General features: G+C 52.8%; 20 protein-coding genes. All 20 read right to left on the reverse strand.

Features of this window, described 5'->3' with window-relative positions:
• Positions 1-121: 121 nt before the first annotated feature.
• The 20 genes from NST08_RS18600 to NST08_RS18695 all read right to left on the reverse strand — a co-directional run bounded on the left by NST08_RS18600 (position 122) and on the right by NST08_RS18695 (position 20994).
• The gene (locus NST08_RS18600; protein WP_341342146.1) at positions 122-1084 is read right to left on the reverse strand and encodes a dipeptidase; all 963 of its coding nucleotides are present in this window, start codon (positions 1082-1084) and stop codon (positions 122-124) included.
• Between the two features lie 92 nt (positions 1085-1176).
• Positions 1177-1437 (reverse strand): stage V sporulation protein S, encoded by a 261-nt coding sequence (locus NST08_RS18605; RefSeq protein ID WP_006211249.1) that lies wholly within the window; start codon positions 1435-1437, stop codon positions 1177-1179.
• Positions 1438-1567: 130 nt separating this feature from the next.
• Positions 1568-2422: a TIGR00282 family metallophosphoesterase gene (locus NST08_RS18610; RefSeq protein ID WP_341342147.1), complete on the reverse strand. Its 855-nt coding sequence runs from the start codon at positions 2420-2422 to the stop codon at positions 1568-1570.
• 66 nt (positions 2423-2488) lie between these two features.
• On the reverse strand, positions 2489-4033 hold the full coding sequence (rny, locus tag NST08_RS18615) for a ribonuclease Y (RefSeq protein ID WP_144866402.1): 1545 nt from the start codon (positions 4031-4033) through the stop codon (positions 2489-2491).
• A 353-nt stretch (positions 4034-4386) separates the two neighbouring features.
• Positions 4387-5118 (reverse strand): regulatory protein RecX, encoded by a 732-nt coding sequence (locus NST08_RS18620; RefSeq protein WP_341342148.1) that lies wholly within the window; start codon positions 5116-5118, stop codon positions 4387-4389.
• A gap of 145 nt (positions 5119-5263) precedes the next feature.
• Positions 5264-6325 (reverse strand): recombinase RecA, encoded by a 1062-nt coding sequence (gene recA, locus NST08_RS18625; protein ID WP_007128677.1) that lies wholly within the window; start codon positions 6323-6325, stop codon positions 5264-5266.
• Between the two features lie 288 nt (positions 6326-6613).
• Positions 6614-7882, reverse strand: a complete 1269-nt coding sequence (locus tag NST08_RS18630; protein WP_007128678.1) for a competence/damage-inducible protein A — start codon at positions 7880-7882, stop codon at positions 6614-6616.
• A 108-nt stretch (positions 7883-7990) separates the two neighbouring features.
• On the reverse strand, positions 7991-8578 hold the full coding sequence (gene pgsA, locus NST08_RS18635; protein ID WP_007128679.1) for a CDP-diacylglycerol--glycerol-3-phosphate 3-phosphatidyltransferase: 588 nt from the start codon (positions 8576-8578) through the stop codon (positions 7991-7993).
• Between the two features lie 259 nt (positions 8579-8837).
• Positions 8838-9329: a YajQ family cyclic di-GMP-binding protein gene (locus tag NST08_RS18640; protein WP_007128680.1), complete on the reverse strand. Its 492-nt coding sequence runs from the start codon at positions 9327-9329 to the stop codon at positions 8838-8840.
• A gap of 161 nt (positions 9330-9490) precedes the next feature.
• Entirely contained in the window at positions 9491-9664 is a 174-nt protein-coding gene (locus tag NST08_RS18645; protein ID WP_007128681.1) for a hypothetical protein, read from the reverse strand.
• A gap of 85 nt (positions 9665-9749) precedes the next feature.
• Entirely contained in the window at positions 9750-10748 is a 999-nt protein-coding gene (locus tag NST08_RS18650) for a RodZ domain-containing protein (RefSeq protein WP_007128682.1), read from the reverse strand.
• A 44-nt stretch (positions 10749-10792) separates the two neighbouring features.
• Positions 10793-11560 (reverse strand): DUF3388 domain-containing protein, encoded by a 768-nt coding sequence (locus NST08_RS18655; protein WP_007128683.1) that lies wholly within the window; start codon positions 11558-11560, stop codon positions 10793-10795.
• Positions 11561-11761: 201 nt separating this feature from the next.
• Positions 11762-12016 carry a DUF3243 domain-containing protein gene (locus NST08_RS18660; protein ID WP_007128684.1) on the reverse strand — a complete coding sequence of 85 codons (255 nt, stop codon included), beginning with the start codon at positions 12014-12016 and terminating at the stop codon, positions 11762-11764.
• A 106-nt stretch (positions 12017-12122) separates the two neighbouring features.
• The gene (gene ymfI, locus NST08_RS18665; protein WP_007128685.1) at positions 12123-12890 is read right to left on the reverse strand and encodes an elongation factor P 5-aminopentanone reductase; all 768 of its coding nucleotides are present in this window, start codon (positions 12888-12890) and stop codon (positions 12123-12125) included.
• Positions 12891-12893: 3 nt separating this feature from the next.
• Entirely contained in the window at positions 12894-14174 is a 1281-nt protein-coding gene (yfmH, locus tag NST08_RS18670) for an EF-P 5-aminopentanol modification-associated protein YfmH (protein WP_007128686.1), read from the reverse strand.
• A 3-nt stretch (positions 14175-14177) separates the two neighbouring features.
• Positions 14178-15458, reverse strand: a complete 1281-nt coding sequence (gene yfmF, locus NST08_RS18675) for an EF-P 5-aminopentanol modification-associated protein YfmF (RefSeq protein WP_007128687.1) — start codon at positions 15456-15458, stop codon at positions 14178-14180.
• Between the two features lie 125 nt (positions 15459-15583).
• Positions 15584-16414 carry a spore cortex-lytic enzyme gene (sleB, locus tag NST08_RS18680; protein ID WP_144866393.1) on the reverse strand — a complete coding sequence of 277 codons (831 nt, stop codon included), beginning with the start codon at positions 16412-16414 and terminating at the stop codon, positions 15584-15586.
• 239 nt (positions 16415-16653) lie between these two features.
• The gene (locus NST08_RS18685) at positions 16654-17775 is read right to left on the reverse strand and encodes a glycoside hydrolase family 88/105 protein (protein WP_210095123.1); all 1122 of its coding nucleotides are present in this window, start codon (positions 17773-17775) and stop codon (positions 16654-16656) included.
• A 181-nt stretch (positions 17776-17956) separates the two neighbouring features.
• Positions 17957-19480, reverse strand: coding sequence for a UxaA family hydrolase (locus tag NST08_RS18690; RefSeq protein ID WP_210095124.1), 1524 nt, complete (start codon positions 19478-19480; stop codon positions 17957-17959).
• Positions 19477-20994 carry a tagaturonate reductase gene (locus tag NST08_RS18695; protein WP_210095125.1) on the reverse strand — a complete coding sequence of 506 codons (1518 nt, stop codon included), beginning with the start codon at positions 20992-20994 and terminating at the stop codon, positions 19477-19479. Before NST08_RS18695 ends, NST08_RS18690 begins: the two co-directional genes overlap by 4 nt.

The raw sequence follows: 20994 nt of genomic DNA on the forward strand, positions 1-20994 counted from the left end.
ATTACCCAAAAATAAAAAGGGAGCCGCTCGTTTACGGCCCCCGCTTCGCATGGATTTGCATGGTTGCTACAAGATTGTCAAAGTTTTATCAAATGGACCGGCATTGATGCTGCTTTTTAAATCACGACTTATCTTCCGCTTTCGATGGCAGGTTGCCCTCCAGGAAACGAAGCGCATGGCCCGACATCCATCCCCGCACCTCATCTTCCGGGTAATATTTCAGCAAAAGCTCCTGCAGGTCTGGATAGTGCCCAGGATGCGCCAGTCTTTCAACCCACCGGTCAATCCCGTCGAAATCCGAGCCGAACATCAAATGCTTTGCTCCGCCAAGCTCGCAAATCTTCTCAATATGCGGAAGCAGATCCTCCGGCTTCACTCCCTGCCCATCGCTCCGTATGAACCATGGCACGAACGTTATTCCAATTCGCCCGTCCAAGGCAACAAGCGCTCGTATCTGATCGTCCCGTAAATTACGCGGATGCGGACAGATGGTATAGACGTTCGAATGGGAAGCGATGACGGGTCGGCTCGTCAGCTCCATCAGCTCCCAGAAGCCGGCCTCGGACAAATGAGACACGTCCAGCACCATTCCGATCTCATTGCACAGCCTTATCAGCTCACGGCCCCGCTCCGTAAAACCGCCGTTTCGGGACTCCATCGCTCCATCCGCCGCCCAATTGGCATAATTCCAGGTTATCCCCATGCAGCGCACGCCCAGTTCATAACACAGCCTCACATAGTGGAGATTCCCTTCCAGCCCGTCAACGCCCTCGAGCGACAGCAGGCCATAGCGGTCCTTCCCGCTCCCTTCCCTAATCGCCTGAACCTGCTCCTTCCAGAGCAGCGGCTTCACGAATCCTGGATCCGCAAGGCGTCTTCGAAACACTTCAATCTGCGCAAGCACCCGTTCAAACGACGGCCGGCCGTACTGTTCCGATAAGAATACAGCAAACACCTGCAGATCAACGTGACCCTGAATCATTCGCTCCAGGCTGACATCCAGCTTCGGATCGTTCTTAAAGGAGGCGCTCGAATCCTCCCATAATTTGCTTAAGGCGTCACAGTGAAAATCAACCGTCTGCATAACAGCTCAGGCCTCTCCCTTCAGGGCTTGGTCATAGCAAAAAGCCTGCTTACTCGAAAAAAGGGTAAACAGGCTATACCTCACTTTAAACTCTATCTAGGCTCCACAATTAATTTAATTGCCGTTCGGTCTTCGCCATCAATCACAATATCCGTAAAAGCAGGGATACAGATCAGATCCACCCCGCTCGGTGCTACAAATCCCCGGGCTATCGCAACAGCTTTAATGGCCTGGTTCAGTGCTCCCGCCCCTATAGCCTGCAGCTCTGCTCCCCCACGTTCCCGAAGAACTCCAGCTAGCGCCCCTGCAACCGAATTGGGATTGGATTTTGCTGAAACTTTTAATACTTCCATGGTAAGTACCTCCCCTGGGAATGTTGAGTGATGGTTTGCTTCCGCTTACTAGATGTTATTCGTGAGAGGGGAAAAAATTCCTGCTTTTTGCCATTCGTTCCTATTTTTCATTAAACGGATTTCACCGCTTTTAATCCATTCGCCATTCATCTTCATACATGCGGATTTTTTCAATCCGGCGCGCTTTGCCGCTCGTTTCGTCCAGCTCGGCGAAGACGGCATGGAACTGCCATTTCCCTTCATCGACCTGGAAGCGGGCAGGAAGCTGGGTTTTGAATTTATACAGCACCGCCTCGCGCTGCATGCCGAGGATTCCTTCTTTGGAGCCGACCATACCGGTATCGGTGATATAAGCCGTTCCACCAGGCAAAATGGTGTCATCATTGCTCTGTACATGCGTGTGGGTACCGACGACCATGGAAGCACGTCCGTCCATATGCCAGCCCATGGCTATTTTCTCCGAAGTAGCTTCGGCGTGAAAATCGACAAGAATGCACTTCACCTTCTGACGGAGCTCGTCCACGATGTCATCGGCCGCCCGGAAGGGGCAGTCGATCGCCGGCAGAAACGTTCGGCCTTGAAGGTTCACGATCGCCAGCTGCTTGCCGTTGGCTTTGATTACCGTATACCCTTGCCCCGGGGTTCCCGGCGGAAAATTCGCCGGCCGAACCATTCGCGGCTCATCGTCAATGAATTCAAAAATGTCCTTGTTGTCCCACGTATGGTTGCCCATCGTAATGCCGTGAATGCCCCAATTGAAAAACTCGTTTGCGATGGCCGAGGTGATCCCCCGCCCTGACGCCGCATTCTCGCCATTGGCAATGATGATATGCGGACTGTATTTCGACTTTAGTTCCGGCAGGGATGCTTTCAACGCTTTTCGCCCCGTGCTGCCAACGATATCTCCGATAAATAAGACGTTGATGTCAATCACTCCTCTAACAGGAAGCTTCTGCAATACTTGAATATAGGCTTCCGATCTCATTACGTTCATTTCTTCTGTAAAGATAAAAAGTGGCCGTTATAGCGGCCACTTTCTAAATTCGATGCATTATTTCGCGTAATCCACCGCTCGGGTTTCCCGGATCACGGTGACCTTGATATGACCTGGGTAATCCAGTTCATTCTCAATCGTCTTAGTGATGTCGCGTGCCAAGCGGAATGCTTCGGCATCGTCGATCTTGTCAGGTTGAACCATGACGCGAACTTCACGGCCCGCTTGAATCGCGTAGGATTTCTCCACGCCTTCAAACGATTCGGAAATTTCTTCGAGCTTCTCAAGGCGTCTAATATACGTCTCCAGCGTCTCTCTGCGTGCTCCCGGTCTGGCCGCGGACAATGCGTCAGCAGCACCTACCAGCATCGCAATCACGGAAGTTGCTTCGCAATCCCCGTGGTGAGAGGCAATACTGTTGATAACCACCGGATGTTCCTTGTACTTCTTCGCCAGCTCCACGCCAATTTCAACGTGTGAACCTTCCACTTCATGATCCAGCGCTTTACCGATGTCATGCAACAGTCCTGCTCGCTTCGCAAGAACGATGTCTTCGCCCAATTCGCCAGCCATCAGACCAGCCAAATAGGCGACTTCCATGGAATGCTTCAGCACGTTTTGCCCATAGCTTGTACGGAATTTCAGTCGTCCCAAAATTTTGATCAAATCCGGGTGCAGACCGTGTACGCCAACCTCAAAGGTTGCTTGTTCTCCGTATTCGCGGATGCGTTCGTCAACTTCCTTACGGGATTTCTCCACCATTTCCTCGATACGAGCCGGATGAATCCGTCCGTCCGCCACCAGCTTCTCGAGCGCTGTTCGCGCAATCTCGCGGCGAATTGGATCAAATCCGGACAATATAACAGCTTCCGGCGTATCATCGATAATAAGGTCAATCCCTGTGAGGGTCTCAAGCGCACGGATATTCCGGCCTTCACGTCCGATGATCCGGCCCTTCATCTCTTCGTTCGGCAGCGTAACTACAGATACCGTCGTTTCAGCCACATGATCAGCCGCACAGCGCTGAATCGCCAGCGTAATGATCTCGCGTGACTTCTTGTCGGCCTCTTCCTTCGCCTGCTGCTCGATCTCTTTGATCATCTGAGCGGTTTCGTGACGAACCTCCTGCTCGACATTGCTGAGAATAATGCTGCGAGCATCCTCCATCGTCAGATTGGAGATGCGCTCCAGTTCCGTTGTTTGCTTCTTGTAAATCGCATCGATTTGCTGCTGGGTCTCTTCAATTCGTTTCTCTTTGTTCGCCACCTGTTCTTCTTTACGTTCCAAAGATTCTATTTTTTTATCCAGCGACTCTTCCTTTTGCAACAATCTGCGCTCCTGCCGTTGTATTTCGTTACGGCGCTCACGAGTGTCTTTTTCAGCTTCGGCTCTGATTCTATGGACTTCGTCCTTAGCCTCAAGAACCGTTTCTTTCTTCAATGCCTCGGCTTCCTTCTTTGCACTTTCAACAATCTGCAAAGCGGCGTGCTCGGCACTCGAAATTTTAGCTTCTGCAAGGGATTTGCGAATAAAATAACCGAACCCAAAGAATATAGCGGCTACAACGAGAACGATTATGATCCAGATCCATGTCTCAAGCATCTGATCACCTCCTCGTTGGTTCCTCCAAGGCATTCCTTGGGAAATGTGCAATTGTCAGTTACTCATTCATACATAAAATTCCGGCAGTTGCCTGCCGTCCATGCTGCGTGCATCTCTTTGCCCGCATATTCCGCTTGAATCCAGCGGAATTCATTTCACTATGAATTGGTGATAAAATGAATCTTTCACAAAGTAGTCACTTTTTTGGAAGGAAAAAGGATGCTAATTTAAAAAAAGATTCATGTTTATTTTATTATTTATAAAAAGATATTGTCAAGGGAAAGCAATGGGTAAACGTCAGTTTCAGTCACAAGTGCCAATATCTATGCAGACATTAGCGCTTTTCGTTCATTTCATTCAAATTCTTCCAGTTCCTGGTCGTCAGCTCTATATTCCTGATCCTCTTCCATCAGACGCCTTAGCGCCTGCCTCGCCTGTTCCCCGCTAAAGCCGCGCCGCATCAAATAGGCTCCAGTCTTCCGCTTGCGATCCAGCAGCTCGCCCTTCGTCTGCTGCCATTTCTTTCTTGCAACCACAAGTGCGCTTTCCAGCTCCTCCTCGGCACTTACCTCGCTCAGCGCCTCCGTAATCAGATCGGTCCGGATCCCTTTCTGCCTCAGCTCCTGCTTTACCCACAGACGGCCCTTCTTATGCCCTGTCATCCGCTGCTCCGCCCACATTCTCGCATATAATGCGTCGTCGATCAGCTTCTCCGCCTCAAGCCGCCGGAGCGTCACCTCTATGCTATCCGGATCCACTCCCTTCTGCTGCAGGCGCTGCACGATTTCCTGCGATGCTCGGGGCTTCCTTGACAGATAATTCAGTGCCTCCACATAGGCCCGCTGCCTTTCATCCGCGACTACGATATCCTGAAGCTCCTCCTTACGGAAGATGCTCCCCTTCAGCATACGGTATTTCAGCATCACGTCTTCATGAACCGTCATCCCATAAGGACCGAACGATATCTTATAACGTCCTTTAGGCTTTCGCAGCTTCTCCACAGACGTGATCACCAGCTCCTCCTGATCCGGAAAATGCTCGATTCCCGAAGGAGCTTCTTCGGTTATTTCACGATTATCACTCATAGCTTCTCCTTATCGCTCTATAGCGTTTACCTACTCCGTACCATGGATGACTATTAGGATCCCGCATCATGATAATGCAAAGAGGACCGTCCAGGCGTTCTTCTCAACACCGGACGGTCCTAGCACTATCAGAAATAGCTGGGCATTATTCCACTTTAAATAGATCTTGCTCTTCCAGCTCCTCTTGCTCCTTCTCGCTTGCGCTCGGCTCAGGAACAACCGTGGTCAAGTTGCTTGCTTCCCGGATTTTGTTCTCGATCACATTCGCCACTTCCGGATGCTCCTTCAGGAACTGCTTCGCATTCTCACGTCCCTGGCCAAGACGATCCCCGCCAAAGGAATACCAAGCACCGCTCTTATCCACAATATCAAGCTCAGTACCGATATCGATCAGGCTTCCCTCTCTGGAGATGCCTTCACCGTACATAATGTCAAGCTCGGCTTGTTTAAACGGAGGCGCAACTTTGTTCTTAACCACTTTAATCCGTGTGCGGTTACCTACGACGTCATTCCCCATCTTAATGCTCTCTACACGGCGTACATCCAAACGGACGGTGGAGTAGAACTTCAGGGCACGGCCACCCGGTGTCGTCTCAGGGTTACCGAACATAACGCCGACCTTCTCACGAAGCTGGTTAATAAAGATGGCAATCGTTTTGGACTTGTTGATCGCGCCGGACAGTTTACGCAGAGCCTGGGACATCAGACGAGCCTGCAGACCCACATGGGAGTCACCCATGTCGCCTTCAATCTCGGCCTTCGGCACAAGCGCTGCGACCGAGTCGATAACAATGATATCGACTGCACCGCTGCGCACCAAAGCTTCAGCAATTTCAAGCGCTTGCTCACCCGTATCCGGCTGGGAAAGCAGGAGTTCATCGATGTTAACGCCCAATTTGCTCGCATAGGACGGATCCAGTGCGTGCTCGGCATCGATAAACGCAGCTTGTCCGCCAGTCTTCTGAACCTCAGCAATCGCATGGAGCGCTACAGTTGTTTTACCGGAGGATTCCGGTCCATATACTTCAATAATCCGGCCTCTAGGCAATCCGCCGGTTCCAAGTGCTATATCCAATGCCAGCGATCCGCTAGGCACAATCTCTACCTGCATATGGGTGGACTCACCCAATTTCATGATGGAACCTTTTCCGAACTGTTTCTCTATCTGACGAAGCGCCATTTCAAGCGCAGCACGACGATCTGACAATTGTTCCACAACCCTTCACTGTTGATAGTCTAATCATACCTTGTTTTGACACGTTTGCCAAGCTTTTTTTCGAACATACATTCGTTTTTTTTGACCCTCCCCCTTCCCTGCTCAATTCCGGGCAGTCTCCATAAACAAGCAAAACCGCGGCATCATCCTTCGATATGCCACGGTTCTTCCGTACTTCCGATTATACCTGGATCGATTCTCCAGTTCAAGAACAATGTAAAAGATTTACTATTATTATGTCATGCAGCTCCGCATTCATTCACGAAGATGGGGCTCCTGCTACGCCTGCTCCGATCCCTCCGAGACAAGCCGCCGCCATAAGCGGTACAGCAGCGCCTTCGTCGCGCGCAAACGGATCGTCTCCCGGTTGCCTTGAAGATTAAGCTCGTGCACCTCGGTCTCTCTTCCGCGCTGGGACAATCCGATGTATACAAGCCCCACCGGCTTGCGTTCGGCATAACCGGGGCCGGCTACGCCGGTAACGGACAGTCCGAAATCGCTGTCGGTGATCAGCCGGACATTCTCCGCGAGGGCCTGAGCGACCTCCCTGCTCACTGCGCCGGGCGCATCATCGCCTTCCAGCAACGCTTGCGGGATATGCACAAGCTTTCGCTTCATTTCATTCGTGTAGGAAACGATCCCTCCAAGGAACATCGTCGCGCTGCCAGGTACGGAGGTCAAGCTTTCCGCCACCAGACCGCCCGTGCAGCTCTCCGCCGCGCTCAGCGTCAATCCCCGGTCTGCCATCGTGTCGACAATCACCTTCTCGATCGGCACATCCTCGCTGGCGTACATGAATTCGGGGCCGCGCTCGCGAATCCGCTCTTGCAGCTCATCAAGGCGGACCATCGCTTCGGACTCGCTTGCAGCCTTGGTGGATATGCGGACGGTCACCTCACCGTCCTTCGCATACAGCGCGATCGTCGGGTCGGTCTGCTCGGTGATCAGGTCCGAAAGCCTCTCATCCAAGGCAGATTCCCCGATTCCGGCAAACTTCAGCATCTTGGAGTAGATCGGAAGCTCATCCGTCAGCACATGCTGGAGCAGCCAAGGCTTGGCTTGCTGCTCGAACATCGGGATCAATTCCTTCGGCGGTCCCGGCAATACGATGTAATGCGTCCCGTCCTGCGTGATCGCATTGCCAACGGCCAGCCCGGTTTCGTTCGGCAGCGGCGTTCCCCCTTCGATGGCAATCGCCTGGCGGCGGTTGTTCTCGGTCATAACGACGCCCCGGTCCTGGAAGAAACGCTCAATGCGGTCCATGGCCATCCTGTCGATATGCAGCGACCGGTTCAGCAGCGAAGCCAGCGCATCCTTCGTCAGGTCGTCCTGGGTAGGACCGAGCCCGCCCGATAGGATGACGATGTCCGCTCTGCTGCTCGACAGGCGGAGCGCTTCCTTCAATCGCTCCATGTTGTCCCCGACTACGGTTTGGTAATATACGTCGATGCCCATGGCTGCAAGCTCTCTGGATAAGTACTGGGCATTGGTGTTTACAATCTGCCCCAGCAGCAATTCCGTTCCGACTGCAATGATCTCTGCTTTCATACGATAATAGCCCCTCCTGTACTCTTTTATGTTTGGTCTCGATATGGCTCAAACGGTGATAACAATGGAGCGCGGAAGAAAAAAGCAATAGGATTGCTCCTATTGCTGTTATGCTCCTGCACCGTCAAGCAGATGCCTGTTCTTGACAAAGTATTCGATTCCCGAATAAATCGTAATGGCCGCAGCAGCCCAGATCGCAATGATATCGAATGGGATGCCGAGGAACACAAACGGAAAGTTGTTAATCAGCAGCGCGACAATCGCCACAATCTGAATGACGGTTTTGATCTTGCCGGACTGCCCGGCCGCGACGACCGCGCCGTCAAGAAGCGCAATCTGGCGCAATCCGGTAACCGCAAACTCCCTGCTGATAATGACAACCGCAATCCAAGAATCGCATTTGCCCATCTCCACAAGGGAAATGAGAATAGCCGCCACGAGCAGCTTGTCTGCCAGCGGATCCAGCAGCTTTCCGAGGTTCGTTACCATGTTGTTCTTCCTGGCCAAATACCCGTCAATCCCGTCCGTGCTTGCAGCAAGGATGAAGATCAGCGCCGCGATCAGCTGATTGTACGGGAGCTCGAAACCGTGCCACACAATCGGATCCGGGTAAAAATCAAAATCCACCAGCAAAAATACCATCATGATAGGGATCAAGCATATACGGGCAAGCGTGATTCGGTTGGGTAAATTCATAGGGCAACCTCCCTTGCATCGGGTTGTCTTGAAATTTCAGCAGCCCCACAAACGGCTGAGCGGATCACTCGCGGCAAGGCCGCCCCTCCCAAGGGCCAAAAAGGTCTGAAGCGCTGAACGCTTTCCGTCATATTCATCCCCCAGTAATCTATGTATACGTTAATTCTTATATATCGTTTTTTAGTATAATCTTTCCGATTGCAGCCTGTCAAAAGGACAAACTGCAAGCCGGCAGGAATGCAGATGAAACGTCCATAGATTATTTGAAGTTGGTGAATTGCAAATCGAGCGGCAGATCCGCTTTGCGCAGCAGCTGCATGATCGCTTGAAGATCGTCCTTGCTCTTTCCGGTTACCCGGATTTGGTCTCCTTGAATCTGGCTCTTGACCTTCAGCTTGGAATCCCGGATAAGGATATTGATCTTCTTGGCGTTCTCCTGATCGATCCCCTGCTTCAGCGCCAGCCGCTGTCTCACCGTTCCCATGGAAGCCGGTTCGATTTTGCCGTACTCGACGTTCTTGATCGACAAGCCGCGCTTGATCATCTTCGTTTGCAGAATATCGATGACCGCATTCAGCTTGTACTCATCGTCGGACGTAATGATCAGGGCGTCCTTCTCCAGCTTCAGGCTGCTCTTGCTTCCCTTGAAATCAAAACGGTTCTCGATTTCCCGTTCAGCCTGATTAACCGCGTTGTTCAGTTCCTGCATATCCATCTTGGATACGATATCAAATGAATTTTCCGAAGCCATGGTGAATCCTTCCTCCTTGCATTATGCTGCTTCTATTATAGGTAAAACGAAGGCGCAAGTCTAATCCGTAAATGACATATACAGGCGGCGCGCCCTTCATTTTCGGGAACGAAAAAGACCCCGTTGTCCGCCGGCCCGGCGAACACGAAGCCCATCCATCGTCAATGTCTTGATTTCGGCTCACGCATCGGACGGCGGAACATGCTCAGAATTCCGAGCAGGACAAATGCCAGCCCAAAGCCTAATATGCCGTATCCCCAGTCGCCTGGAATTAAATAATATCCCAAGAGGCTGACAATAACACCCAATCCGAACACGATCCAGTTGACCGTCATACCGCATCACCTCATAAACAGGAAGTGAATAACAGCATGTTTTATCCAAACATGCCGTTAGTATCATTTCCTCGAAGCAAGGCAATTATTCAGTAGCGGCTTCGGCCGGCTCGAGAATGATGCGGGACGTCGTCTTGCCGTCGGTCACCGTCTGCCCGCCTACCTTAATCGTTGTTGCGGTCGAGTTGCCGGATTTTACGTACATGCCCTGACTGTCGAGATCGTAGCTGATCGCTGCGCCGTTCTCCAGCATCCCGAAAAACAGCTTCTCCCCGGACGAATTTTTCCCACGGTATACTTCAACCCAGCTCTGGGCATTGCTGCCTGCCACAAGCTCTACCTTTACATTAGATCCCGTTACCTTAAAGATGGTGTTTTTGCCTTCGGTCCGATCCTGCGTCACCGTCGTTTGACCTGGAACCGCGTCATCCGGACTATCCGTACCCGTTCCATCCGTACCATCGGTGCTGTCCGTATTATCGGTGCCTTCGGTGCCGTCAGCGGTATCCGTGCCGTCAGCGGCATCCGTACCGTCCGTGCCATCCGTCCCTTCGCCGTTCGTGTCACCGCCGGTTTCGCCTGTCGCCGTCCCGCTGCCCTTGGCGCCATCGCCATCACCCGGCGTTTGGGTCGTCTGTTGCTGGCCCTGATCCGTCTGCGTCTGGTCATTCTGGCTGACCGGAGGCGCATCCGATTTATTGGAATGGGTCGCAACCAGGTAGATCACCACGACGATCAGGATGGGAAACGTCCACATCAACAGGGTCGGCAGCCATTTCATATTCCGTTCGCCTGCAGGCCGGCTGGCGCGTTTTTGGATCACCGGCTCCATCGTCGGCTCCGCTTCCGTTTTCGGAACATCCTGTTTATGACCTTCCAGCAGCTCCTCCGGGTTGATGCCCACGGCTTCCGCATAGGTTTTGATGAATGCCCGCACGTAAAAACTGCCGGGAAGTACTTTGTAATCCCCTGCCTCGATGGCTTCCAAGTATCGTTTGCGTATTTTTGTCATTTCCTGCACGTCATCAAGGCTCATTCCTTTTTGCAGACGCGCCTCCCTCAATTGCTGTCCCAGTTCGGACATGCCATCACCTCCTACTTAGAATACTATGTAGTCCGAAGAACATATTATAAATCGTCACTATAAGAACCTGTGAACGTATCATAAACGATTTCCTCGTCCGGATTGTTTCGCAATTCAATAATAATGTCAAAATCATCATAGGAATATTCGGATTCGCGCACGAAAATATCCGGATGCTCGATCACCTTCGTGCTCTCCATGCTCATAATGTCCTGGAGCAGCTGGTAATGACGCTCATTCGAACGGATCGTGCTGACGATTCCGTCGATGATAAACACGTTGTTCGGGTTCATTTCATCCTCGGAGAGCTGACTGCGGATCGTCTGCCGCAGCAGGGTGGACGAAACGAAGGTCCAGCGCTTCATGGCGCAGACGCTGCCCGCAATAATAGACTCCGTTTTGCCGACGCGCGGCATGCCCCGAAGTCCCACCACCTGATTTCCTTCCCTTTTGAACATTTCACCCAAAAAGTCAACAAGTAAACCGAGCTCATCGCGCGTAAAACGAAATGTTTTACGATCGTCCGAGTCCCGGTCAATGTATCGTCCATGCCGGACAGCCAAAATATCCACCAGCTTGGGAGGTCTTAAGGCTGTTACCGTAATATTCGCAACCTTATTTAACATTTTACCCATGAGGATGATTTTTTCTTCATCATCGGTCTCTAGGAGCATACCGCGAGTACGGCCTTCCACGCCGTTGATCGTCAGGATGTTCACTTCCAGCATACCGAGCACGGAGGCGATGTCGCCAAGGAGGCCCGGCCGGTTTTTATGTATTTTATACTCCATGTACCACTGATTCGATTCCACAAAGACACCTCTTTGCACTTCTTTTCCATCTATATTCGACAATTCCCCTGTATTTTCCACAAAAAACGAGTCAAATGATTAATGGGTCACGTTAATGATATATAAAATAAAAATGAAAGGCAAGTATTAACGGTGACATGAAAATTACATTCTTTTATCTTGACAAAAAGCCCCTTGTAAAGGGGGCTTTTTGCAAGCGTATTAGGCGTTGTGTTTGGCCAATTTCACCATCAGACGGGCGATCACGCGGCGCTCTTCTTCACTTCCTACGTCCCACAATTCCTTAATTGCACGGTTGGAAGCATTCTGAGGGTCGATCTTCTCGTCGAGAAAGTCGCCGATTTCGTACGCAAGCTGTGAAATGGTGTCTTCGTTCATACCGGCTTTTTCGGCTTGCACGACACGCTCGCCCAGGAACTTCTTCCAGGAATCAAAGTTCTTGATTACGGATGACATGATGAAATCCTCCTTTTGCTTGTGGCAATTGAGATTGAAGTAACCAATAGTAATATGTCCCCGTAATCAATCCCTTATGAGTGGTGAATTACACCACGATTGCCGCCTACGTCACCCATCCGCCGTTCGGACTGATCACTTGACCGGTAATGTATCCGGATTCGGGCAGCGCCAGAAAATATACAAGCGACGATATTTCATCCGGATGCGCCAACCGGCCCGCCGGAATTTCATCTTCGAGCATCCGAATCTCATCGGAAGCCAAATGCTCCAGCATCGACGTATCCACCGCGCCGGGTGCAACGGCATTAACGGTGACGCCCGAAGGGGCTAGCTCCTTCGCCAGCGCCTTCGTAAACGCATTGACGCCGCCTTTGCTTGTGGAGTACAGCACCTCGCACGAGGCGCCGGACAGTCCCCAGACGGAGGACACATTGATGATTCTCCCGAACCGCTGGGAGATCATCCGATCCATGAAAGCCTGGGTGCATAGGAACATGCCTTTTAAATTAATCGACATGAGGGAATCCCACTCCGCTTCGGTAACGTCGGACAACAGCCCATAGTGGGACACCCCAGCATTGTTGACCAGAATATCAGGCTCCATGCCGTGGCTCTGGAGCTTTTCTTTCATCCGCAAAATCTGCTCCTTGTCGCGCAGGTCGGCCGATACCGTCAGCACCCGCGCGCCATGCTCAAGGCATCGCCTCGCCACTTCATTGGCCGCTTCATGCGAATTCATATAGTGGATGATCACATTCATCCGAACCGACGCGAAGCGCTCGGCAATCGCCGCTCCGATTCCCCTGCTGGCGCCTGTAATAAGCACCGTCATCTCCCCGATCGGCTTCATTTCCTTTCCCATGCCTGTCATCACCTACGGACTCACCACGATCGAAACAGCCAGCTGATTCCAATCGACATGCTCCTGAAGACGGCGGTTTACTTCTTCAAGCGTGATCGATTCATAGACTGGCAGCACTTTAAACAGGTCGGCACCGCGGAACTGATAACGTGTAAATTCATGCGCAATGTTCTCAGGGGAATTGAGCATGCGCAGGTAACCGCCCATTTTTTTCTTGCGGGCCCGCTCAAAATCATCCTCCCGGAATCCGCTGGCCTTCAGCTTATCGACTTCTTCGCGGATGCGGGCAAGCAGGGCGTCCGGATCCTTCGTATCCCCGCCGACCGCGGAGAACGCATACTCCGGCGAGCTGTTGTATTCGTGCCCGAAGCTGTCCGAGATCAGGTCGTCTTCATACAGCTTCTGATACAGCTCGGTGCTCGCCCCGAACAGAAGATCCATCATCAGCTTGGTGGTCAAATCCCGGCGCAGCTGCTCCTCACCAGACAAGCCCGTCTCCTTCTCCTTGAAGCCGAACAGGCACTTCGGCAGCGATACCGCAAGCCGGCTCTCGCGCCGCTTCTCGGCGACCTCCGTCGGCTCAGGATCGAAAATACGCTCAATCTTGCCCTGTTGATCATAAGATTTCCGCGCTTGGTTGGAACGGATCAAATTCATCGTCTCTTCCGGGTCCACCCCGCCGACCACGAACAGCAGCATATTGCTTGGATGATAGAATGCATTGTAACAGGTGTACAGGTCTTCCTTCGTGATCGTTCCGATGGACTCCACCGTGCCGGCAATATCAATATGAACGGGATGCACCTTATACATTGCCTCGATCAGCCCGAAATATACGCGCCAATCCGGGTTATCCTGGTACATATTGATTTCTTGGCCGATAATCCCCTTCTCCTTCTCGACGTTCTGGTCCGTAAAATAAGGGTTCTGAACGAAATCGATCAAGGTTTCCAGGTTTTCATGGATATGATCCGTAGCGGAGAATAGGTACACGGTCTGGTCAAAACTGGTGAAGGCGTTGGCGGAAGCTCCGTTGGAAGCAAATTTCGCAAAGATATCGCCCTCTGGCTCCTCGAACATTTTGTGCTCGAGAAAATGCGCGATCCCGTCGGGCACCCGAACCTCAGCTGCTCCCTCCACCTTGAAGTGATTGTCCACCGAACCGTATTTGGTAGCGAAGGTCGCATAGGTTTTCTGGAATCCGGGCTTTGGCAGCACATAGACGCGCAGCCCGTTATCCATCACCTCGTAATACAGCGTCTCCTGCAGGTTGTCATAATGAATGCGTTCCACGGGCTATTCCTCCTTTTGACCTTTCAGGAAGTAAATCGTGTCCAGTGAAAATGCGGAGGCCGCCTGCTTCACATCATCCGCGGACATGCGATCCACCTGATCGAGAAGCTCATCCGGCGTGCGCTCCTTGCCGGACAGCTGGCGGTTGAAATCATAGGCGATCATCTCGAAGGCCGAATCCTGCATTTCCTTGATCACGTTCCGGATCATGGCCTTCGTCTGGGACATCTCGATATCCGTAATGGCGCCTTGCGCCATATCATCCAGCTGCTTGCGGATGATATCCACCGCTTTGTCAAAATTTTGAACCTCAATGCCGGACTGGATCGTGGCGATGCCTTTATGCCCGTCATAGCGGGAAGAGGCGTAATAAGCGAGGCTTGCCTTCTCGCGCACGTTGACGAACAGCTTCGAATGCGGATATCCGCCAAGAATGCCGTTGTAAAGAAGGGCTGCGGCATACTCGTCGTCCCCGTACGTGATGGTGCTGCGGAGCCCCATGTTCAGCTTGCCCTGGTTAATGTCCAGCTGCTCGATGACCGTTTGGGTATCTCTAGCCGCCGCGCGCGTAACCGAAGGCTTGTAATCCTTGGTCTGCGTCCGGTCCAGCTTGAAGTGCTCCTCCACAAGCTTCTTTACTTCATCAAGGGTGGTATCGCCAACCACGTACAAATCAAGCACCGACTCATCCAGCCATTTCCGGTAAGCCTGATAAAGCCCATCCGGCGTGATTCCTTCGAGATCCTTGCGTTCTCCCAAAGGATGCAAACGGTAAGGCTCATCCTTGCACATTACCTCGATGCAGCGCTCGGCGGCGTAGCGGATTTTATCATTCACGATGGATTCGAGCTTCTTCCTTACGGTATCGCGCTCGGTCTGCACGTATGCTTTGCGGAATGCGCCGTTCTCGAGCACCGGCTCCGTAAACGCCTCGCCTAAAAATGCAAACGAAGAAGAAAGCAGGCTCTCCGGGCTGTTTACGAACGAATCGTTAATCGTGTCCATCCGGAAGTGAACGATCTGATAATCGCCCCGTTTATAAATATCGAAGCCAAAGCCGGCTCCATACAGCTGCTCAAGGCGTTCCCGGAACGCTCTGGTCTCGGGATAGGATACGGTTCCCCGGCGCAGCACGAATGGCGTCAGCGCGGTCGTTGTGACGGTATCTTCAGCTAAAGGGCTTCCGGCGTAAAGCGATATCGCAAATGTCTTGAATCGGCGCGTAGGCAGCACGTGGATCCGCATTCCACCGGCTGTGCCGTGTTCAAATTCGGTTTTCGTCAAGGTCCTTATCCCCTTACTTCGTGGATTGTCATTGCCATAATTTACTCATCATTTATCGTTCATTCTAACCCATTGCAAAGTGAAGAAGCAACCGAAGACAGGTCCCCGGTTGCTTGTAAAACGGCTTACATACAGAAGATATGCTGTCCGATGGTCTTGACCTGAGGCCGTGTCCAGATCCAAGGCGATGTCGCCGTTTTCGGGTTAAAGTAATAGAGACAGCCGCCGGTCGGATCCCAACCGTTGATGGCCTGGATCACCGCTTTTCTGGCATTTTCGTTCGGCTCGAGCCAAATTTGCCCGTCCGCGACGGCCGTGAATGCCCGCGGCTGAAAAATAACCCCGTGCGGCGTATTCGGGAAGCTTGGCGACTTGACCCGGTTTAAAATAACGGCTGCAACGGCAACCTGGCCCTCGAATGGTTCGCCCCGGGCCTCCCCATATACCGCGTTGGCCATGATCTTAATGTCATTTTCAGATAAACCCATCGTATTCGAAGAGGCCAGGTTGTTGTCTCCCCCGCCGCCTGCATTCCCTGCATTCCCAGCATTCCCTCCGGCTCCGGCTCCGGCATTGCCGCCGCCCCCTTCATGAAGCTTCGGCTCCGTCGGCTTAAAATCCTTCGTTGCATTGTACAGCTTCAGCTTGACCTTCGGTCCGACGATGCCGTCTACCTTCATTCCGAATTCGGATTGGAACCATTTCACCGCTCCCAACGTTTTGGAGCCGAATACGCTGTCGATTTTTCCATAATAAAAGCCCAAATGCTTTAGACGGCCCTGCAGCTCATATACATCCTCGCCATAGGAGCCGAATTTGATCGTTTGCTGGCTGAAAGTGGGTATCGCATCCTGTACTGCCGGATTGTCGTCTGCATGAAGGGTGCCTTGCGCGAATACCGTGCCTGATAACAGAATCGCCGTGCTTATCATAATCAAGATTCTCGAGTTTTTCATGCTGCGCTCTACCTTTCTCTTATGGTTTAACAAGCCTCGCTAACGTATATTATGACAAGCCTGCCATGTTCCTATGCACCTGATGAACCTTGGGCACGGAGCTGTATCGATGGGAGGAACATTTCGTGCAGCAGGATGCTTTTTCACGACAAAAAGGGTGCCCGCGTGATCAAATGATCATTACGAGCACCCATTTTTAACGCAAATTAACACCATATACGCAAATCATGACCATTGCTTCATCCATGAAGCGATTCGCTTTGATCCAGCTCGACGCATGCCATGACAAGAGCGCCTACCCCGTGAAGGTCATTTTCGCAGCGGTCCCTCTGCACGTAATGCCTGTAATCGCCGACGCCTGTCCCGATACAAATATCGGGCATGATCAGCTGACCCCGTTCATTGTAGTATACCGCATCGACCAGTCCCTGGTACCCGCGCCGAGCATGCTCCAGGCACGAAGAATCCAGATGGCCCAGCCGCACGCCCTTTGCCAGTGTATACACAAAGAGGCTTGAGCATGACGTTTCCAGCCAATTATCCGGCTCCCCTCCTTTATCCAGCACCTGATACCATAGTCCGCTCGCCGGGTCCTGGCAGCCAACGAGAGCCTTGCATAAGTCGCGCAGCACCGGTATAAGCGTTGCCCTTCCCGCATGATCCTCAGGGAGCATATCAAGAAATTCGACAAGCGATAGCGCATACCATCCCACGGACCGCCCCCAATATTCGGGCGATTGGCCTGTGGCCGGATCGGCCCACGGCATATGCCTGCTCTCATCCCATGCATGGTAATACAAGCCGCTCGCTTCATTCCGCGTATTTTTTCGCATCAGCTGCTCCTGATACAGCACTTCATCATACAAATGCGGCTGCCCGTATTGCTGTCCGTATTTCATCGTAAACACGCCGCCCATGTACAGCCCGTCAAGCCACATCTGGTAAGGATACCGGTCCTTATGCCAATATCCTCCCTCGGTCGTCCGGTTCAAGGCAGACTGCAGGCGAAGCAGCTTATCCGCCGCTGCCTTGTATTTGCGCTCTGGCTTGATCGCGTCCAGCTCCAGCAGCAGCAGGCCGGCCTGAACGGAATCCAGCTCGCCGCGGTCCAGCAGTACATTCCCGTTTGTATCGACGAGATGATCGACATAACCTTTTATATATTCCAAATATCGCGCTTCTCCGCATCTCCTCCAGAGCTGGAACATTCCCGTCAGAAACACGCCCTGATGGTAATGCCATCTCCCGGCAGGCGGGAGCTCCTCAGGGGAAAATGTCTCCATGATGGAACGGCAGGCCTCGATGCCAAGCCGGAGTGGTGTAATGTCTGCGGGCGCTTTGTGCTGCGTTTGATTGGACATCTCTACTTCCTCCCTTTAGAGGTTGTTCAAAAAGTCATCTTTGATCACGAAGCGAATCAAAGTAACCCGGCATCGAATCTTGAATTCAGCCGGGCCGAAGCATAAGCTTCAGTGTTGAAAAACCGGACTTTTGAACTCGCTCTTTAAATGATCTGCTTGAGCTGAACATCAGAATACCGGTTTACAGAATAACGCCATCCTTGAAGATGGAGATTTCCCGGAAGCCGCCCATTTCGTTATGTGTCCGCCGCACCCCCGAGGCCAGCTGAAGGATCTGATCGGTCAATGCCTCCTCGAGCTCTTCCATACGGGCTCCTTCCACCAATGTTCCCGCATTGAAATCGATCCAATGGGGCTTACGGGCGGCGAGCTCCGAATTCGTAGAAATCTTTACCGTTGGCACTGGCCCGCCGAACGGCGTTCCTCTTCCCGTCGTGAAGAGCACGAGATGCGCTCCGGCCGCTGCAAGCGCCGTAACGGACACCAAATCATTGCCGGGAGCCTGAATCAGGTTCAATCCCGGGCGGCTAGACCTTTCGCCATATGGCAGGACAGCGGAAACGATGGCCGTTCCCCCCTTCTGCGTGCATCCCAGTGATTTTTCCTCCAACGTGGTTATGCCGCCGTCTTTGTTACCAGGGGAAGGATTTTCATAGATTTGCTGGCCATGGGAAATGAAGTACTGCTTGAAATCATTAATGAGCGACGTTATCTCTTGGAATACCTGCTCATTTTCCGCCCGTTCCATCAGGATCGTCTCCGCGCCGAACATTTCGGGCACCTCCGTCAGCAGCGCAGTGCCGCCTGCCGCCGTTACCCAATCCGCGATCCGGCCGGCTAGAGGGTTGGCGGTAATGCCGGAAAGCCCGTCGGAACCGCCGCATTTAAGCCCGATCTTCAGCAGCGACAACGGAAGCTCGGAACGCTGATAGCCCTCGGCATAATTCACAAGCTCCTCGATCATCGCCAGCCCGGATGCAAGCTCGTCTTCTACGTCCTGTGCACGCATGTATCGGACTCTGTCCGGCTCGTCTTCACCGATTAACGCCTGCATCTGGTCAATTTGATTGTTTTCGCAGCCCAATCCGACGATCAGCACGCCTGCGGCATTGCCGTGCCGCGCCAAGGAAGCAAGGAGGCGCTGGGTATGGGCCAGATCGTCCCCGAGCTGGGAACAACCGTACGGATGCGGGAAATGGTAAACCCCGTCAATTCCTCTACCGCGAAACTGCTGGTCTGCCATCCGGGCGAGCTGCTCGCAGGTTTTATTGATGCAGCCGACGGTATTAATGATCCAAATTTCGTTGCGGATGCCGGCTTCGCCATTCCTGCGCAAATAGCCCTGGAACGTTGGCCCCGCTTGGGCCGGATTGCCCGCCGGAACGAATGGCGGATCGCTTGTACGGCCAGGCGTATATTGGTACTCCACCTCGCCGGCAAGTCCCGTCTTTAAATTATGCGTATGGACCCACGCCCCGGGTAAAATAAGCTGCGATGCCTTGCCGATGGAATAGCCGTACTTCAACACCGAGCGGTCCTTCTCGATGACCCGAAGCGCCACTTTATGTCCCTTCGGCACATCCTCGGCTAACTCGATAGCATGCTCTTTCCCATTGATGGTGACTACGGCATGTGCACCCGCCGTTAAAGGACGGAGCGCAACCCCTACATCATCTTTAGGGTGAAGGATAATTAAATCGGTCATGATTGCTTACGCTCCATTTCCTGAAGATTTCGGTGTACGCTCTGGACCAGCCCCGGAATATCGTTCAGCTTCTCGCCCCACAGCAGCTCCGAGCCCAAGATGGCATTCACCCGCTCGAGCCGGCTCCATTCCCCGCGGAGCTCCTTCTGCCACACGTCATGGAGAAACGCTAATGCGTCCGGATCGTCCCGGAGCAGCACCGGTTCGCCATCCAGACGGGTCCCGTGCCACTGATTATCGATCTGATGCGGCTCATAGAGCCTGATTAGCGACGACAGCGCCAGTGTGATTACGTCAGGGAGCTTGCCGTACTGATCCGCATAGCCCTTCAGGCCGGGGAGCAGCCGCACTCTGAATTTGGAAACGCTGTTCATGGCGATGTCGCCCAGCTTATGCCGGATAAAAGGGTTAAGGAACCGCTCCCAAACCGCATCGGCGTACAGCTTTGCGGATTCTGGAGGCAGCGGGACCAACGGGACGATTTCGTTCAGCATGGCTTCTCGAATCCGCGCTCCCCACATCGGGTGCTCAGCTGCCTCCCTGACCTCGCTTACACCGTGTAGCAGGCCGATCAGCGCCATTAATGTATGGGTCCCGTTCAGAATCCGCACCTTGCGGATCTGATAGGGAGACAGATCCGGAACCCATTCCACCTGCAGTCCAGCTGCTTTCAGCGGCAGCCTCCCGTCCAGAGAAGGATCCCCTTCAATCGCCCAGAAGTAATAAGGCTCTGCCGTATTCAGCAGTCGGTCCTCAAAGCCCCATTCGCGAAAATATTCCGGCGCATTGTCGGGATATCCGGTCACGATTCGATCGACCAGTGAATTCAGAAACATATTGCATTCGTCTAACCATTTCCTGAATGCGTCAGACAGTCCCCAATCGTCCGCATGCCGGAGCACAATCGCCTTCAAGGCGTCTCCGTTCCGCTCCAGCAGCTCGCACGGCATGATCATCAGGCCTTTGCCGGGATCTCCCCGGAAATGCTCGAACCGTCGATTCAGAAGCATAGTCAGCTTCCCGGGATAAGTGGCCGGCGGCTCGGAAGGAGTCCAAGGGATCTCCTCATAACAAATTCCGGCCTCGGTCGTATTGGACACAATGAGATCAAGCTCTGGGTTTTCAGCCATCGACAGGAATGTCTCCCACTCCGAATAAGGATCGATAAATCTTGAAAATATGGAAATCAGCTGCCGTTCTTCGATTTCATGTCCGTTTTGAATTCCTTTGATCAGCAGCCCATAAATTCCGTCCTGATCGCGTAGCTGGTCCAGCTTATATTTACCACCCGGCCTCGGCTGGCTGACGGCCACGCTGCCCCGGAACAATCCCTGACGGTTGCACTCAAACAGCATCCAATCGATAAACCCTCTCAAAAAATTGCCTTCTCCAATCTGCAATGCTCTTACGGGATAACTGCGGGCATCCGTCTCCGGCTTTAGCTTCCCTGCCTCCCGCTGCTCCAGCGTATGGCGGTTAAGCAGCGGAAGCGTATCTTCACGCATCGTATCCAT

Source organism: Paenibacillus sp. FSL K6-1566, assembly GCF_038050475.1.
Lineage (GTDB): Bacteria > Bacillota > Bacilli > Paenibacillales > Paenibacillaceae > Paenibacillus_AQ > Paenibacillus_AQ lactis.